Raw genomic sequence first — 16,324 nt, 5'->3', positions numbered from 1 at the left:
CGCGACACCGTCTTGGTCGACACGCCGGCGTGGCGGGCGACGTCGACGATCGTGGTGCGATGCGGAGCCTGGACCATCCCCCGGTGTACGGATCACCATCGCATCGGTCCACTCTGGTTGCACCGTAAAGGCGATTGACAACGTTAGACAATTTGTATCGAAGTGTCTCTGCCGTCGGGAGAGCGGCATGAGGGGGGACTGGATGGATCGTCGCGGCGTGCCTGGCAGCGGACTGACCGGACGCCGAACGCGGCCCGGCATAAGCCCGTGATCCGCCACACCGCCATCGCATGAGCCGCGCCATGGCCTTTGCCATCGCCGGCGACGCCCGGCTGACCGCGACGGAGATCGGGACGGAGCGCGCGCCGCTGCTCACGGCCGCCGGGCTGCTCGCCGATCCGGCCGAGCTGGTCGACGTCGCCGCGGCGAGTCGCTTCACCCCGGCCTATGGTCCGGCCGGCGGCTATCCCGGGCTGCGCGTTGCGCTGCCCAACGCCTATATCCAGTCCGTCGTCAACGTATTGGTCGGCCCGATCGGCGAGGCGTTCGGGCTGGGGGCGGTGCGTCCGAGCCGCGCGCAGGGCGCATTCTCTCTGGTGACGCTGGCGCCGGACGCCCTTGCCCCGCCGCAGCGCGCGCCGCATGTCGATTCGGTCGACCCGGCGCAATTCGCCATCCTCCATTATCTGTGCGACGCCCGCGCCGGCGGCACCGCTTTCTACCGCCACAAAGCGACCGGGTTCGAACGGCTCGACGAGTCACGGCTCGCCGCCTATCGCGCCGCCCGCGCGCCTGAGGCCGCGCCGGACGGCTATGTCGACGATGGCGCGCCGTGGTTCGAACGGACGGCGCAGGTCGACGCGGCGTTCAACCGGATGATCGTCTATCGCAGCTGCATCCTCCATTCGGGGACGGTCCCCTCTCCCGCGCAACTGACCGCCGATCCCCGCCGCGGCCGGCTTACCGCCAACATCTTTTTGACTCTGACCCCCGCCTAGCCTGCACGGCAATCGATTTCATCGAATGTTGTTTTGTCGCACATAATAAAGCGACAGCAGGAACCGATGATCCGTATACTTTTATTGCCATTGACAACGTAGGACAGGACAGTAGGTCTTGGCGCCGAGGCAAGCGATGGCCACCGACGACAGGCGGCTGCTTGACCGTAAGGGGAGGAAGCATGAGGGGATTTTCGCCATTGAGGGCGCTCGTCTGCACGACATCGGTCGGCGCGATCGCATTGTGTCTCGCGACGCCTGCCGCGGCGCAGGTCGTCGGCGGCGGTGACGACAGCAACGCGCCTGCCACCAATGCGCAGCCGGGTTCCGAAGACGCGCCGCGCGCCGCGCAGGACGGCGCCACCACCGCCACCGCGGAAGGATCGAGCGAAGACATCGTCGTCACCGGCATCCGCGCCTCGCTCAACCGCGCGATCGACATCAAGCGCAACTCGAACGGCATCGTCGACGCGATCTCGGCCGAGGATATCGGCAAGTTCCCGGACACCAACCTCGCCGAATCGCTCCAGCGGGTCAGCGGCGTGTCGATCAACCGGGTCAACGGCGAGGGCGCCGAGGTGACCGCGCGCGGCTTCGGCGGCGGCTTCAACCTGGTGACGCTCAACGGCCGGCAGCTGCCCGCGACCAATCTGCAAGGCGTCGGCGGCGACCAGAGCGTCGATTTCGCGACCGCGACCGGCCGTTCGTTCGACTTCGGCAATCTCGCGTCGGAAGGCGTCAGCACGCTCGAGGTCTACAAGACCGGGCGCGCCGCGATCCCGACCGGCGGCATCGGCGCGACGATCAACGTCATCACCCGCAAGCCGCTCGATTCCCGCCAGTCGGGCCTGTCCGGCTCGATCGGTGCCAAGGCGTCCTACGACACCAGCATCGCCAAGGACGAAGACGGCCTGGCCAAGGTCACGCCGGAAGTGTCGGGCCTTTTGAACTGGAAAAATGATAGCGATACCTTCGGTGTCGCGCTGTTCGGCAGCTATCAGAAGCGCAATTCGGCCGCCGCCAGCTCGACGTCGAACGCCTGGAACATCCGCACGATCGACAATCCCGGCGACATCTTCGGCGCCAATACGGTGATCAACAACCGCCCGGCCGCGGGCAGCCTGATCGCCTTCCCGAACGACGCCCGCTACCATTTCTCCGAATCGACCCGCGAGCGGATCAACGCTTCGGGCGTCCTGCAATTCCGCCCGGTCGACAACCTGCTGCTGACCGCCGACGTCCTGTGGGCGCAGAACCGGCAGAACGAGGCGCGGCAGGATCAGACCAACTGGCTCAACCGGCCGTTCGGCACCGTCACCTTCGACAACAGCCCGGTGCCGACCGCGACGGTCATCTCGCAGGCGGTCCCCGATCCCAAGGACACCGGCTACGAGCAGCAGTTCCGCGCCACCAAGGACAAGCTCGAGGAATATGGCCTCAACGCCGCCTGGGACGTCACCGACAAGTTCAAGCTCGTCGCCGACATCCAGCATTCCAAGTCGCAGGCGCTGCCGGACGCGTCGAACGGCGCGAGCTCGACGCTGTTCTCGATGGGCGCGAACGTCGTCAACGGCCAGACGATCGACTGGTCGCGCGGCTTCCCCTCGGTCAGCGAGACGATCAACGACTGCAACGCACTGTCGAGCAGCGCCGGACCGGGCCGGGTGATCGGCAATTGCAACGGCCAGCTCGATGCCGGCGATCTCGGCACGCAGGTCGCCCGCACCAATTCGGCGCGGCAGATCCAGACGATCAACCAGGCGCAGATCGGCCTCGGCTGGGATCTCGGCGGCGGCAGCAAGGCCGAATTCGGCGGCAGCTACATCGATTCGAAGCTGCGCTCGACCCGCACCCAGACCACCCAGACGCTGGGCGACTGGAGCATCAGCAATCCCGGCGAGGTCGCGGCGCAGGCCGGCGGTCTGCTCAAGACCTTCTGCCTCGTCTGCAAGTTCGATCACTTCAAGCCCGGCGTCACCGGCCCCGGCCTCAACGCCTTCCGCGGCAATGCGGTGGCGCTGAACAACATCTTCTCGCCGCTCTATGCCGCGCGCGGCAATCCCGTCACCGCCGGCTCGGCGAACGACGACAGCATCGAGGAGAAGATCGCCTCCGCCTATGGCCAGCTGACCTGGAAGGGCCAGATCGCCGGCGCGGACGCGACGCTGGTCGTCGGCGCGCGCTACGAGGTCACCAAGGTGCGCGCCTTCTCGCTGGTCAACGGACCCTCCGCGATCGTCTGGACGTCGGACAACGACTTCAACGTGCCGGGATCGTCGGTCGCCTCGCCGCTGACCGGCCGTGGCAGCTACGACAATCTGCTGCCGGCGATCGATTTCCAGATCTCGCCGTTCGAGAACGTCATCACCCGCGTCTCGTTCAGCAAGACGATCGCGCGGCCGTCCTACGGCGACCAGTTCGTCAGCTCGACCGCCGGTGCCGGCAGCCGCGCGACGCTGTTCGGCGGCCAGCCGAACGGAACGACCGGCAATCCCAATCTGCGCCCGCTCGTCTCGGACAATTTCGACGTCTCGGCGGAATGGTATTTCAAGTCGTCGAGCTACCTGTCGGCGGGCTTCTTCGACAAACGGGTGCGCAACTTCGTCGGCACCGGCCTGTCCAACGGCAATCTGTTCGGGCTGCGCGACGCGACCACCGGGGCGGCGGGATCGCGGTCGGGCACGGCGGCCGCCGCGCTCACCCGCCTCGGCCTCGACAAGACCGACATCAACCTGTTCAGCTATACGGCGCGGCTGGTCCAGAACGGCGGCAACGTCGCGCAGACCGATGCCGACATCCGCGCCAACAGCTCGGGCACCTCGGTCAACGGCGGCTATTTCGACCAGCTGTCGCGATCGGTCGACATCACGCCGGATGCCAACGATCCGCTGGCGATCTTCTCGATCGCCTCGCCGATCAACAACCGCGACGCGGAAATCTACGGCGCCGAATTCGCCGGCCAGTATTTCTTCGGCCGGACCGGGATCGGCGTCGCGGCATCGTACACTTTGGTCCGCGGCAACGTCGGCATCGACGTGCTGGCGGCGCCGACCGCGGACCAGTTCGCGCTGCTCGGCCTGTCCGACACCGCCAACGCCTCGCTGATCTACGACAAGAACGGCCTGTCGGCCCGCCTCACCTACAATTGGCGCGACAAGTTCCTGTCCGAGATCGGCCGCGGCGGCACCACCGATCGCAACCCGGTCTTCTTCGCGCCGTACAGCAGCGTCGATGTCAACGTCAGTTGGGACATCAATCAACAGATCGCCGTCTCTCTGGAAGGTATCAACCTGACGAGCGAATCGGTACGCAGCTTCGGCCGCTCGGAGAACCAGACCTTCTTCGCGCAGGAGAACAAGCCGCGACTGTTGCTGGGCGCGCGCTATCGCTTCTAGACTTGGTCTTATCTACCCCTCCCCTTGGGGCCGCTCTTCCGGAGCGGCCCTTTTTTTTCGGAAAGACGCTTGCTGACCCGGACGCGGCAGGATAGGCCGGCGACCGGGACAGGATCACAGACAGACAAAGAGAGATGCTGACGGCGATGAACCGCGTGCTGCTCAACACCATCGATCATGCCGATCTGCGCGTCGCGATCCGCGCCGGGGCGGCGTTCGGCGACGACGTCAACCAAGCGCCGATCTTCCCGTCCGAATTCGAGGAAGCGCAGCGCGCCTTCCCGATCATCTTCCGCGAGGAGGACGGTGCGATCCAGCCTTATGCGCTGCTCGGCCTCGACCGCGACGAGAATCTGTTCCTCGCCGGGGATCGCTGGACGAGCGACTATGTCCCGGTCTTCCAGCGGCGCGGCCCCTTCTCGATCGCGGTCGGCACGACGCAGGCGGGCGACGACGACGGCCCGATGGTGCATCTCGACCTCGCCGATCCGCGCGTCGGCGCGGCGGACGGCCTGCCGCTGTTCAAGGAACATGGCGGCACCGCGCCGCTGCTCGACCATATGACCGAGGTGCTGCGGACGATCTATCAGGGCATGGAGACGGTCGCGGCGATCTGCGCCGCGTGGCGCGACGCGGGACTGCTCCGCCCGATCACCTTGCAGATCGCGCTCGACGACGGCCGGACCTATGAGGTGCCGGACATATTCACCGTCGATCGGCAGGCGCTCGCCGACCTTTCCGGCGAGCCGCTGGAGCGGCTGCACCGGCACGGCCTGCTCGCCGGCGCGATCCTCGCCGCGGCGTCGCTCGGCAACGTCCAGCGGCTGATCGCGCTCAAGGCGCAGCGGGCGGCGCGATGACCACCGCCGCGATCACCGACCGGCGCGTCGCCGAGGTCGCGGCATCGGCCGCGCCGTTCGATCCCGATGCGCTCGTCCGGCACGGCGAGCCGGTGATCGTGCGCGGGCTGGTGCGCGACTGGCCGATCGTCACCGCCGGGCGGCAAAGCGACGCGGCCGCGGCGGACTATCTGCTGTCCTTCTACAGCGGTCAGCCGGGCGTCGGCTACACCGCGCCGGCCGAGGCGGGCGGGCGCTATTTCTACGACGACAGCCTCACCCGCCTCGCCTTCGCCGCGGAGCGTGTCGATCTCGCCGCCTATCTGCGCCGCATGCTCGCCGGGGTGGAGGCGGAGGCGGGCGCGTCCTTCTACGTCGGCTCGACCGACCTCGGCCAGTTCTTCCCGGGCCTCGCCGCGGCCGGCAACGATCTCGCGCTCGACGCGGCGGTGTTCGGCCAGGCGCTGCGCAGCATCTGGATCGGCACGCGCACCATCGCGTCGGCGCATTACGACATGTCGAACAACATCGCCTGCGTCGCGGTCGGCCGGCGCCGGTTCACGCTCTTCCCCCCGGACCAGATCGCCAACCTCTACCCCGGCCCGCTCGAGCCGACGCCGGGCGGACAGGTCGTCTCGCTGGTCGACTTCCGCGCGCCCGATCTCGATCGCTTCCCGGCCTTCGCCGAGGCGCAGCGGCACGCCCGCGTCGCCGAGCTCGAGCCGGGGGACGCGATCGTCTACCCCGCGCTGTGGTGGCACCACGTCGAGGCGCTGTCCGACTTCAACGTCATGATCAATTATTGGTGGAATGCGTCGCCCGCCTTCATGGACTCGCCGATGACGACGATCCTGCACGCGCTGCTCAGCCTGCGCGACCGGCCGCCGGCCGAGAAAGCGTCCTGGGCGGCGATGTTCGACTATTACGTCTTTGGCGATGCCGGCCGCGCCGCGGCACACCTGCCCGCCCCGGCGCAGGGCGCGCTCGCCCCGCTCGACGCGCGCACGGCGCGGCTGCTGCGCGCGCAGCTGCTGCAGCGGATCAACCGATGACCGCGCCGGCGACCCCGCGCCGCATCGTCATCGCGGGCGGCGGCACCGCCGGCTGGCTGGCGGCGGCGATCCTCACCCGTCAACTCGGCCCGTTCGCCGAGATCACGCTGATCGAGTCGGACGAGATCGGCACCGTCGGCGTCGGTGAATCGACCATCCCGACCGTCCGCGCCTTCCATGCGCTGATCGGCGTCGACGAACGCGAGTTCATGGAGGCGACCGGCGCCAGTTTCAAACTGGGCATCTCGTTTGAGAACTGGGCGCGCCACGGCGATCGCTACATCCATTCCTTCGGCGACGTCGGCCAGTCGACATGGATGAGCGATTTCCACCATTTCTGGCTGGAGGCGCAGGCGCGCGGCATCGCCGAACCCTTCGGCGCCTATTGCTACGAACACGAGGCCGCGGCGGCCGACCGCTTCGCCGTCGGCGGCACCCCCGCGCTCAATTATGCCTATCACTTCGACGCGGGTCGCTATGCGCACTTCCTCCGCGGCAAGGCGGAGGCGAACGGCCTGCGCCGGATCGAAGGCCGGATCGACCGGGTCGTCCGCGACGCCGACAGCGGCGACATCGCCACGCTGATCCTCGCCGACGGCACCGCCGTTCCGGGCGATCTCTTCTTCGATTGCACCGGCTTCCGCGCGCTGCTGATCGGCGAGGCGCTCGGCGTCGGGTTCGAGGACTGGGGCGAATGGCTGCCGACCAACCGCGCGCTGGCGATGCAGACCGAGGCGACCGGGCCGGCACCGCCCTATACGCGCGCGATCGCGCACGATGCCGGCTGGCGCTGGAAGATCCCGTTGCAGCATCGCGTCGGCACCGGGCTGGTCTATTGCGCCGACTATCTCAGCGACGATGCCGCCCGCGCCCGTCTGCTGGCGGCCGCCGAGGGCAGGACGCTGATCGAGCCGCGGCTGATCCGCTTCCGCACCGGCCGGCGCAAGGCGGCATGGCAGCACAATTGCATCGCGCTCAGCCTGGCGAGCGGCTTCGTCGAGCCGCTCGAATCGACCAGCATCCACCTGATCATGATCGCATTGACCCGCTTCCTCCAGTTGCTGCCGGCCGGCCGGCCGAGCGCGGCGGCGATCGCGCGCTTCAATGGCCAGGCGGCGCAGGAGATCGAGGGCGTGCGCGACTTCATCATCCTCCATTATCATCTCACCGGCCGCGACGAGCCGTTCTGGCGCGACCGGCGGACGATGGCGATTCCCGACAGTCTTGCCGAGCGCATCGCCCTGTTCCGGGACAGCGCCAATGCCTATCAGGCCGATCACGACCTGTTCCGCGTCGCATCGTGGTTGCAGGTCATGCTAGGCCAGCGCCTCGCAGCCTCGAGCCATCACCCGCTGCTGCGATTGATGCCTTCGAACCAGTTGAACGCCGTGTTGCAGGGTATCCGGCAGCGTATCTCAGCATCGGTCGACGCCCTTCCCTCCCACGAAACGTATCTGCAGGACTATCTCCGCAGCAAGGGACCTCCTACTTTGAGGACGCACCGATAGTTCGGGCGGACATACTTGCGGATCGGGGAGAATGGCTGCCGTGAAGCAAGGGCGCGCGAAGGGCGCGTCATCAGGATTGGCGATTGCCTTGCGATGTCCAACACCTCCCTGCTCGGCAATCATGGGACGACGCTTTTAAAGAAGGATACCGCCGGCACCGTGCGTCGTGGAGGGCAACCATCCTCACGTCGGGCACGCTATCGTGCCGAAGCCGCGACGCCTGCCGTCATGAGGGTTTCGAATGCCTCGAGCGTGCACAGGCCACGGACGCCGCGCGCGTTGCAGGTCGCTATCGGTATCACGGCGCGATAAGGCCGTGTCGCGCCGTCGAACCTGGTGAGCAGGCGCATCTGATCGAGCGTCTGGGACCGGTAGACCGCACGCACATAGCGGTGCCCCGATCCGTCGACCAACCGCTCGAACACGATCGCGCCGCCCGGCGACGGATCGTCCGCGGCGAGCCCCGGGACCTGCCAGTGCAGGCCCAGCAGACCGGCCAGGCTCGCCACGTTGGTGTCGTGTCCCGAGATCATCGTGATCCCAGGCGCATCCGCCTGCCCATCGCGGAGCGCGTCGCGGATCAGCGGGGCGATCCCGGCCATGTTCGCGGCGGCAACATAGCGCGGGCGCGCGAGCAGCCGGAATTCGACCGCGTGGAGTTCGGACGCCCGGGCGATGTCGGCGGCCGTCGCCCGGCCCCAACCGACATCGCGCATCGGCATGCCCTCGGCATATTCCAGCAGCAGGATCTGCGCGACGGTCGAGGCGCGGTCGAGCGCGCCGGAGAGTTTCGGCCTGCTGCCAGGCTTGACCGGCGCGAGCGCGGACGGTTCACCGGCGACACCGCAGCCGGCGCGCGCCGGTCCGCACAGGATCGTGTCGAGCCGCGACAGTACCGGGCGCAGGCGGCGTTCCTCCCCGGCGATCCCGTCGGGTCCGGCATCCGCGAGGACAGCCCGGCGCGCCGTTTCGGCATCGAAGGCGACCGCGCGTTCGCCGATCGGCGAGAAGACCGGGTCCGCGACATCCTGCGGACGATGCGTGATGTCGACGTCACAGCCGGGGGCGACTGCGGCGGCCCAGGCGTCGGCGGTCGCGATCGTGCGCTGGTCGCTGTCGGCGACGATGTGCAGCGCCGCGCAGCCGGTGCGCGGCATCACGCCATCGGCGATGAAGCGCGCGCGATCCGCCTCACCCAGACGGCGCAGCGCTTCGGCCCCGTGCGGCGTGAGATAGCCCGGCCTGACCGGCCAGTCCGGCCAAGCCTCGGCCGCCGTTCCCACGGGCATCGGCGGCGCCTTGGTCGGCGAGCGCACGCCGTGGCGCATCAGCATGACGACGCGGTCGACGCGCAGGCCGGTCTGCGCCTCGACGGTCGAACCGGTCCAGGCCAGGAGGATCGCGGCGGCGATATGGAGGATCGATCGCATCGGGAATCCTAGAAGTGGAGCTGCGCGCCCCAGCGGAACGAAACACTATAGCGTTCCCGTTCGACCAGTTGCGCCTTCGTGCCGATATAGCGGCGCCATGGCGCATCGGTCAGGTTCGTCGCGCTCGTGAAGAACGTCAATTCCGGCGTCACCTGATAGCTGGCGTTGACGTCGAGCTGGCCATTGGCATCGGTATATTGATCGAGCGCCGCGGTGGATCCCAGCGTGTCGAGATAGGCCGACCGATAGGAAAAGGCCGCTCGCACCGCGAAGCCGTATTTCTCGTAGAAGATCTGGGCGGTGCCGACGTGCTTCGATTGCAGGAACAGCGGGATGTCGCCGGTCCGCGGCGCCGCGCCCAGGATCGTGCCATTGCCGTTGCCCCAGATGCGGGTGTAATTGGCGCTGACGCCGAACCCGTCGAGCGGCGACGGCAGGAACGTGAAGCGGGTCTGGAGATTGATCTCCACCCCGTAGACTTTCGCCTTGTCGATGTTGAGCGCGGTCGATACCGTCGCGTTGGTCAGCGCCTGGCCGGCAAACGTGCCGTTCTGCCCGAGCAGGGACTGGGCGTAGATCGGGTTGTCGAGCGTCTTGTAGAAGCCGCCGAGCGAGATCAGCCCCTGGCCCGGCAGATAATATTCCATAGCGCCGTCAAAGTTGAGCGCTTTGTAAGGCTTCAGATCCGGGTTGCCGCGCGCCACCGAATTGGGATTCGTGGTCTGGTCGACCGAGACGAACGGCGCGAGCTGGGCGTAATTGGGGCGACCGATCGACGTCGTTACCGCGCCGCGCAGGACGAGGTCGTCGGTCGCATCATAGCGGGCGTTGAGACCGGGGAAGACGTCCGTATACCGTTTCGACCCGAAGCTGTTGAACCCCGAATCGAGCGCCGATTTCGCGGTGATGAGCTTTGCCGCGCTGCGATCGCGGGTCTGCTCGACGCGTATGCCGGGAACGAGCGTCAGCTTCTCGATCTTGAGCGTCGCCATCGCATAGGCGGCGGCGATCCGCTCCCTGACGTCGTAATCATTGGCAAGGCTGTTATTGATCGAACCCGCCGTGTTGAGGGTGATCGTGCCCGGATGGGCGGCAAGATAGGCCTGGCCGCGATCGTAATCGATCCGCGGGCCGAAGGCATAGTCGCTGCCGTAGAAGCTCGTGTCACCGAGATAGGACACGTCGGCAAGCGTGAACGGTCGTCGCGCGGCCAGGCCATAGGTGACATAGTCGCGATCGTTGGTCTTGTGCCGGTCGAGATATTTCGCGCCGATCTTGATCGACGACCTGTCGCTGCCCCATGCCAGCGGGATCGAATAATCGATCCGCCCCTGCGCCAGCGTCTCGACCGCGAGCCGGTGGTCGTAATTGACGCTGTTGAGGGTGTATGCGGTCTGCGCCACCGCATTGGCCGGCACGAAGACATAGGGTGTGCCGGACACGTCGTAATTGACGGTGAGCGCGGTGCCGCCGGTGCGGAAATTATATTCCGAGCGCAGAGGATCGCGCTTCTGCGCGCGCGCATAGCCGCCGCTGATCGTCACATGCCCCGGCCCGAGATCGATATCACCGCCGCCCTGCACCGACCTGGTATTGTCCGCCTCTTCGCGTCGCCGCACGCGCACGCTGCCGCGGCCGCGGAACGTACCGGTCGTCGCGGTCTGGTTGGTGAAGGCGGATTCATTGTCGATGATGAACTGGTCGCGCGTCTCATTGTCGTCGAACGCCGAATAGGTACCGCGCAGGAAGACTTTGGTCGTATCGCTCGGCCGCCAGTCGAGATTGAGCACCGCCCCCTTGCGCGTCCGCGTCAAATTATAGTCGCGCAGGCCATATTGATCGGGCACGACGAAGCCATTCGCCGCCACCGGCACACGGTAATTGGTCGAACCCTGGAAATTCTCGGACTCGATCGGCCGTTTCGAATAATTGACCGAAAGGACCGCACCGAACTGACGGTCCGGGCCGAACAGTCCGCCGACCTGGATATCGCCCTCATAGGGATGCCCGTCGTTCAGCTTCGACCAGCCATAGGCGGCACGGGCATCGGCGAAATAGGCCTTGTTGCGATCGAACGCCGACAGCGTGCGGATGTCGACCGAGCCGCCGATCGCATTGGCATCCTGATCCGCGGTCAGCGACTTGGTGACGACCACCGCGCTGATGAGTGCCGAGGGAATGTCATCGAGCTTGACCTGTCGACCCTCGGGCTCGGGCGCCGGGAGCGTCATGCCGTTGAGCGTGACGTTGACCAGATCCGGGTTGATACCACGGATGATGACGTAGCGGCCTTCGCCCTGATCGTTGGCGACCGACAGGCCGGGAATGCGGCGCACGGCCTCGGCGACGTTCTGGTCGGGCAGCTTGCCGACATCGTTGGCGTAGATCGCGTCGACGAAATTGTCGGCCTTGCGCTTCTCCTCGATCGCCTTGCGTTCGCCAGCGCGGGTGCCCGTCACGACGATATCGGCGGGTTCCGCCAGATCCGCCCGCTCCGGCATCGAGCGCGCGGGCGCGGTCTGTGCGTCGACGGTCGTCACGCAGAGCGCGCTCACCGCGATCCCGGCCGCCAGCGCAGCCATCGAAATTCTGATCACGTCCTGCTTCCCCCCGGCCATGCCGGGGGGGCGCCTAGTGGCTGTAAACGACTCTTGGGCGACAAACCCGTGACGGTTTTATGTCAGGTGGTCGGCGTCCCAGGCTGGACCAACGGCCGATCCCATGGGGTCGGCGTTGCAGAGCGGCTCGGCAGCCTGCCTCCGATGTTCGACATCGGTCTTATGCCTTTGCCAAATCTATCCGTGGGATCAGGTGCGCGATCAGGGGCCGGTATCGGCTTCGCCCTGCGATCCGACCCGCTGGCGTTCCGTCAGCGTGAGAGTGGGGCGACGCATGATCGAAATACCTGCTGCCGATATCGGACCATATCGTCAGCGCGCGCGCGACGCTGCGGACATGTCGTCAATTGACGACTGACATCCGGAACAGTCGCAACCCTTACCCCGGAAAACGCTCTGCCCTATCGTCACAATTATGGCGAGGCGCTGCCGATCACCGTTGCAGCCGGCTATTTGCCTATACCGCTTGAGTACTCAAAGTACAAGTAGGAGGTACTTAATCCAAGTATAGCGCCTGTAGCCGATTTGATCTTGGAAAGGAGAAACCTCCATCATCGCCCGACCTAACCTTCCATTTTCATGGTAATTTGGAAAAACCGACCTCGATCATCTAAGGGTGTATATCGAGTAATGAAGCGCCAAGGACAGGATTATAGGTCCGGTAGGCGAAGCTGGTCATGGAAACGGATCGTTCTTCCATCCGGAACATCATACAGGCTTCGTCGCGCAATCGACAATCCGGGTGCCTGGTTGAGGAACAGCTATCAAGACGGCCCGCGCCGTTCCGATTGGGATGCAGACCGTCCGAAAACTCGCCTGTGATTATGGTCTGGACGTTCACCGGCCGAGAGGTGTCTGAAGGGGGCGGGCTTTTCAGCTTTTGCGCTCCGATGGGGTGAAATGGGCTACTGTGAGGCCATATCCGGCGTCGTGAGGGCGGAGCTGGCGGCGCGGATCAGGCCTGCACCGCCCGAATCATCCCCGGCACGCCGATGAGGGTGATGGCCCGCCTGATATTGTAGGCGAGTGCCGTCAGGCTGAACTCGGCACGGACCTTCTCCAGACCGCGCATCAGGAACGCCCCCTGGTTCATCGATTGTTTTATCGTGCCGAACGGGTGTTCGACGGTGGAACGCCGGACGACGAGGAGGTCTGGTCGCTTTGCGAGGCGCTCGGCCATGCGCTCGATGATCTCTTCCTTCCCCCAGCGGTTGACGCGTCGCCAGCGCCCCTTGGTACACAGCGCCTTCATCTGGCACCCGGCGCAGGCGGCAGGATTGGAATACTGGATCGTGACATGCCCGCGCGTCACCGAGCTGTAGCGGGTGTCGAGCACCTGCCCACCGGGGCAGTGATAGGCATCTGCTGCCGGATCGTAGCGAAACCGCTCCTTGGGGAAGAGGCCGTTGCTGACGTTGACGCCCCGGTGCGGGCGCGGAATGTACGGCGTGATGCCGGCGGCTTCGCAGGCCTCGATGTCCTCGCCCTTGTGGTAGCCCATGTCCGCCACGGCATCGATACGCTCGACGTCGAGCACTTCCATCGCCGCGCGGGCGGTGGGTGCCAGCAGGCCCATGTCGTTGCAGGCGTTGGTGACATGCTGCTCGACGATCAGGCTGTGTTTGGCATCGACTGCCACCTGCGCGTTGTAGCCGATGGTGACCTTGCCGTGAGCGACCATCGCGCGCGCATCGGGATCGGTGAGCGAAATCTGCCCTTCGGCGCTCTCTTCAATTTGGCCGAGCAGCGCGACGCTTGCCTGACGCTGCTCACGTAGTCTGGCGATCTTCGTCCCCAGCGCGTCGGTACGGCCGGTGCCGGCACCATCTTCACCGCGGTCGATCTGGTCGAGCTCGGCCAGGTATCGCTCCAGTCGCGCGTCGGCCGACGCGAGATACGTCGCCAGCCGCTCCCGGCTGAAGTTGCGCGCCCGGCTGTTCACCGCCTTCAGCCGCGTGCCGTCCACCGCCAGCAGCTCGCGCCCGAACAGGTCGAGCTTGCGGCACAGCACCACGAACTCGCGGAACACCGCCTTGAACGCGGCCCGATTTTCGCGGCGGAAATCGGCGATGGTCCGAAAGTCCGGCCGCACCCCGCGCAGCAGCCAGATCAGCTCGAGATTGCGTATCGCTTCCGCTGCCAGACGCCGGCTCGACCGCACCCGGTTGAGGTAGCCGTATAGGTACAGCTTGAGCATGTCGGCTGGATCGTAACCCGGCCGTCCCGTCGCCTTTGGTTGCGCCCGCAGAAAACCGGCACCGCCCAGATCGAGATCGTCGACGAAGGCGTCGATAAACCGCACCGGATTGTCCGCTCCCACATAGTCCTCGACCGACGCCGGCAGGAGCAGCGCCTGGTCCCGAGCATGACCTTCGATATATGCCATAGGCACGGTATATCCGCTGTCCTCAGGCAAAGGAATCAGGCGGATTGCTCTTTCGTTCGAGCCGTATCAAACCTGCGCCCGAGAGGTGAGCAGTGAAGTTCGGTCCTGCATATAAAACCGCTTTCTGGATCAACATCGGCTGCACCATCATGGTCGGTTTGCTGTTGGCTTACGAGCTTTTCGTTACTGGAACCTCGTCTCCCGGAGCCCCAGCGATACGAAAAGTCATTTTCGGGGTGTTGATCGCCCAGTTGGCAAGCGCAGTTGCCATGTCGATGGCGCGGCGATCGGCGAGCAAAACCACTAATCCCTGATGGGGTTTTTAGCCCCCCCCATATCACCAGCATCGTAGTCATGTTTTCGGACGGTCTGGATCGAGTTTCGGGAACGATCAAAGCCAACTGACAGCGCTGGTCAGCTTATCACCCAAAGCGATTTGACTGGATGCGCCAGGCAGTTTCTACCGCTCGACGAAAATGGAAGGGCCATTGGTCGCGTCGAGCTCACGAAGGTCGCGCCCGCGCGTTTCACGCCCGAACACGGCCACAAGCACGAGTGAAAGCGCGGTCGGCACCATGACCAGCAGCGACGAGCGTCCCATCGACAAAGTTATGCCGCCGATCGTCAGACCCTGCGCCAGCAGTCCGCCCCCCTTCGTGCAAGCGGCAACCCAGCCCGTCGCACGGGCACGCACCCGGAGCGGAAAGCTTTCCGCGACATACGGCAGGACGATCGCAATGATACCATTCGTCCCGACGATCAGCAGCGCTACCGGCAGGACCGGACTGCCGATCCCAGCGAGTTCCAAGCGCAGGACCAGTAGCAGTCCGGCCAGCGTGATGGCCGTCATCGCCAGAAGCGCCCCCTTCGTACTCCACCGACTGTACAGCAGCGCGGCGACAAAGACCGTCGGGAATGCGATCAGCGCGCTCTCGGCGAGCAATCGGCTGGACACGCCGACCGAATAGCCCTTTGCGACCAAGTCGGCCGGCAGCCAGAGCAGCACGCCGAAGTTGATAAGGCCCCATGACAGGGCGCACAGGCTGAGCGCTGCCAATTGACCGTACAGCCCGATCCCGGTCAGCGCATGCGACACGCCCTTTTGCGCATGTTGTGCCGGACCCGCCCGCTGCGCCTTCGCGCCGAAACGCCGCATCACCGCTTCCGCCTCGCTCGTCCGGCCACGCGCCAGCAGGAACTTGGCGGATTCGGGGATGAAAGCGCCAAGAACCACCAAGGTCAGCCCGGTCGGCAGGTTCGCCAGCCACAGGATCCGCCAGCCGAAGATCGGTTGCAGCACCGCCGACATGCCGCTAGCCGCGAAATAGCCGCCGACCGCCCCCAGTCCGCCGACGAGGACGAGGCTCCAACCCCGATGCCGGCTCGGCATCATCTCGGCGAGCAGGGCATAGGTCACCGGCAGCATCCCACCGGCCGCAGCGCCCATCATGAAGCACATCGCGATATTCCAGGCCAGACTCGGCATCGCGCCGCAAATCGACGTGCCGACGAACATCACCGCCGATAACAGGATCGACGCCTTGCGGCCGTAAAGGTCGGCGATCCAGCCCCAGAGCACCGATCCGACAACCGTGCCGGCCAGCGCGAAGAACGGGACCAGCGAGACGGTCTTTTTCGGCACGCCATATTCGCTGACCATGCCCGGGACAGTGAAGCCGAGCGAGGCGGGCTTCATCACGTCGATAATAAGTGCGATGACCAGCACCGCCATCAGCCCCCAATGCGCCAGTCCCAACGCCGCATCCTCCGGCGGTGCGACGATGATGTCTGCCGCCGCGGTACGCTGGGCCGCTACGTTGCGAGGTAGCAGGCCATAGGCGGCCGTCAGCGTCCCCAGCACGATCAGCGCCATGCCGAACAGCATCATGCTGTCCATCGGCATGCCGGCGAGGCGATAGTGCATCGACCGCGCCATCGCGAACATGGGCAGGTGCGCGCACACGCCAAAGGTCACGGCGATGCAGCCCAGCACGAAGGCCCACACCGCCTGCCGGTCTGACAGCGTACTTCTCATCGCCTGCATAGTGCCCCATAACCCCCTCAAATTGACCGCCATCAGATGACGTGTCGTCATCGG

General features: G+C 65.9%; 10 protein-coding genes. 6 read left to right on the top strand and 4 right to left on the bottom strand.

Going from position 1 to position 16,324, the window contains the following annotated elements; translation table 11 throughout:
- Window positions 1-302 precede the first annotated feature (302 nt).
- The 5 genes from BW41_RS08260 (at window position 303) to BW41_RS08240 (ending at window position 7,792) form a co-directional block, all read left to right on the top strand.
- Complete coding sequence (locus tag BW41_RS08260; protein WP_037533549.1) at window positions 303-998, top strand: DUF6445 family protein; 696 nt, start codon at window positions 303-305, stop codon at window positions 996-998.
- 182 nt (window positions 999-1,180) lie between these two features.
- Window positions 1,181-4,393 carry a TonB-dependent receptor gene (locus BW41_RS08255; protein WP_037533512.1) on the top strand — a complete coding sequence of 1,071 codons (3,213 nt, stop codon included), beginning with the start codon at window positions 1,181-1,183 and terminating at the stop codon, window positions 4,391-4,393.
- Window positions 4,394-4,527: 134 nt separating this feature from the next.
- A complete protein-coding gene (locus tag BW41_RS08250; protein WP_037533509.1) occupies window positions 4,528-5,253 on the top strand; it encodes a SapC family protein in 726 nt (241 codons plus the stop codon).
- Window positions 5,250-6,284 carry a cupin-like domain-containing protein gene (locus BW41_RS08245; protein WP_051583347.1) on the top strand — a complete coding sequence of 345 codons (1,035 nt, stop codon included), beginning with the start codon at window positions 5,250-5,252 and terminating at the stop codon, window positions 6,282-6,284. The genes BW41_RS08250 and BW41_RS08245 overlap by 4 nt, the downstream gene beginning before the upstream one ends.
- Entirely contained in the window at window positions 6,281-7,792 is a 1,512-nt protein-coding gene (locus BW41_RS08240) for a tryptophan halogenase family protein (RefSeq protein WP_037533507.1), read from the top strand. The genes BW41_RS08245 and BW41_RS08240 overlap by 4 nt, the downstream gene beginning before the upstream one ends.
- A 197-nt stretch (window positions 7,793-7,989) precedes the next feature.
- Here BW41_RS08240 and BW41_RS08235 read toward each other — a convergent pair whose 3' ends face one another.
- The 3 genes from BW41_RS08235 to BW41_RS08225 all read right to left on the bottom strand — a co-directional run bounded on the left by BW41_RS08235 (window position 7,990) and on the right by BW41_RS08225 (window position 14,226).
- A complete protein-coding gene (locus tag BW41_RS08235) occupies window positions 7,990-9,222 on the bottom strand; it encodes a histidine-type phosphatase (RefSeq protein ID WP_037533504.1) in 1,233 nt (410 codons plus the stop codon).
- Between the two features lie 8 nt (window positions 9,223-9,230).
- The gene (locus tag BW41_RS08230) at window positions 9,231-11,804 is read right to left on the bottom strand and encodes a TonB-dependent receptor (RefSeq protein ID WP_051583346.1); all 2,574 of its coding nucleotides are present in this window, start codon (window positions 11,802-11,804) and stop codon (window positions 9,231-9,233) included.
- A 991-nt stretch (window positions 11,805-12,795) separates the two neighbouring features.
- A complete protein-coding gene (locus tag BW41_RS08225; protein WP_037533502.1) occupies window positions 12,796-14,226 on the bottom strand; it encodes an IS1182 family transposase in 1,431 nt (476 codons plus the stop codon).
- A 92-nt stretch (window positions 14,227-14,318) separates the two neighbouring features.
- Between BW41_RS08225 and BW41_RS20930 the strand changes: the two genes are divergently transcribed.
- Window positions 14,319-14,540, top strand: coding sequence for a hypothetical protein (locus BW41_RS20930; RefSeq protein ID WP_152542197.1), 222 nt, complete (start codon window positions 14,319-14,321; stop codon window positions 14,538-14,540).
- 146 nt (window positions 14,541-14,686) lie between these two features.
- Here the strand turns inward: BW41_RS20930 and BW41_RS08220 are convergent, their stop codons facing one another.
- Window positions 14,687-16,321, bottom strand: a complete 1,635-nt coding sequence (locus BW41_RS08220) for an MFS transporter (protein ID WP_235199694.1) — start codon at window positions 16,319-16,321, stop codon at window positions 14,687-14,689.
- Window positions 16,322-16,324: the final 3 nt, after the last annotated feature.

Source organism: Sphingomonas sp. RIT328 (genome assembly GCF_000632225.1).
In the GTDB taxonomy this organism is placed as follows: Bacteria; Pseudomonadota; Alphaproteobacteria; order Sphingomonadales; family Sphingomonadaceae; genus Sphingomonas; species Sphingomonas kyungheensis.
This window is presented reverse-complemented; position numbering and strand designations above follow the sequence as displayed.

What these genes read in the sequence shown, in the direction of transcription:
- BW41_RS08260 (WP_037533549.1), top strand. Translation starts at nt 303, where the DNA reads ATGGCCTTTGCCATCGCCGGCGACGCCCGGCTGACCGCGACGGAGATC.
- BW41_RS08255 (WP_037533512.1), top strand. Translation starts at nt 1,181, where the DNA reads ATGAGGGGATTTTCGCCATTGAGGGCGCTCGTCTGCACGACATCGGTC.
- BW41_RS08250 (WP_037533509.1), top strand. Translation starts at nt 4,528, where the DNA reads ATGCTGACGGCGATGAACCGCGTGCTGCTCAACACCATCGATCATGCC.
- BW41_RS08245 (WP_051583347.1), top strand. Translation starts at nt 5,250, where the DNA reads ATGACCACCGCCGCGATCACCGACCGGCGCGTCGCCGAGGTCGCGGCA.
- BW41_RS08240 (WP_037533507.1), top strand. Translation starts at nt 6,281, where the DNA reads ATGACCGCGCCGGCGACCCCGCGCCGCATCGTCATCGCGGGCGGCGGC.
- BW41_RS08235 (WP_037533504.1), bottom strand. Translation starts at nt 9,222, where the DNA reads ATGCGATCGATCCTCCATATCGCCGCCGCGATCCTCCTGGCCTGGACC.
- BW41_RS08230 (WP_051583346.1), bottom strand. Translation starts at nt 11,804, where the DNA reads ATGGCTGCGCTGGCGGCCGGGATCGCGGTGAGCGCGCTCTGCGTGACG.
- BW41_RS08225 (WP_037533502.1), bottom strand. Translation starts at nt 14,226, where the DNA reads ATGGCATATATCGAAGGTCATGCTCGGGACCAGGCGCTGCTCCTGCCG.
- BW41_RS08220 (WP_235199694.1), bottom strand. Translation starts at nt 16,321, where the DNA reads ATGACGACACGTCATCTGATGGCGGTCAATTTGAGGGGGTTATGGGGC.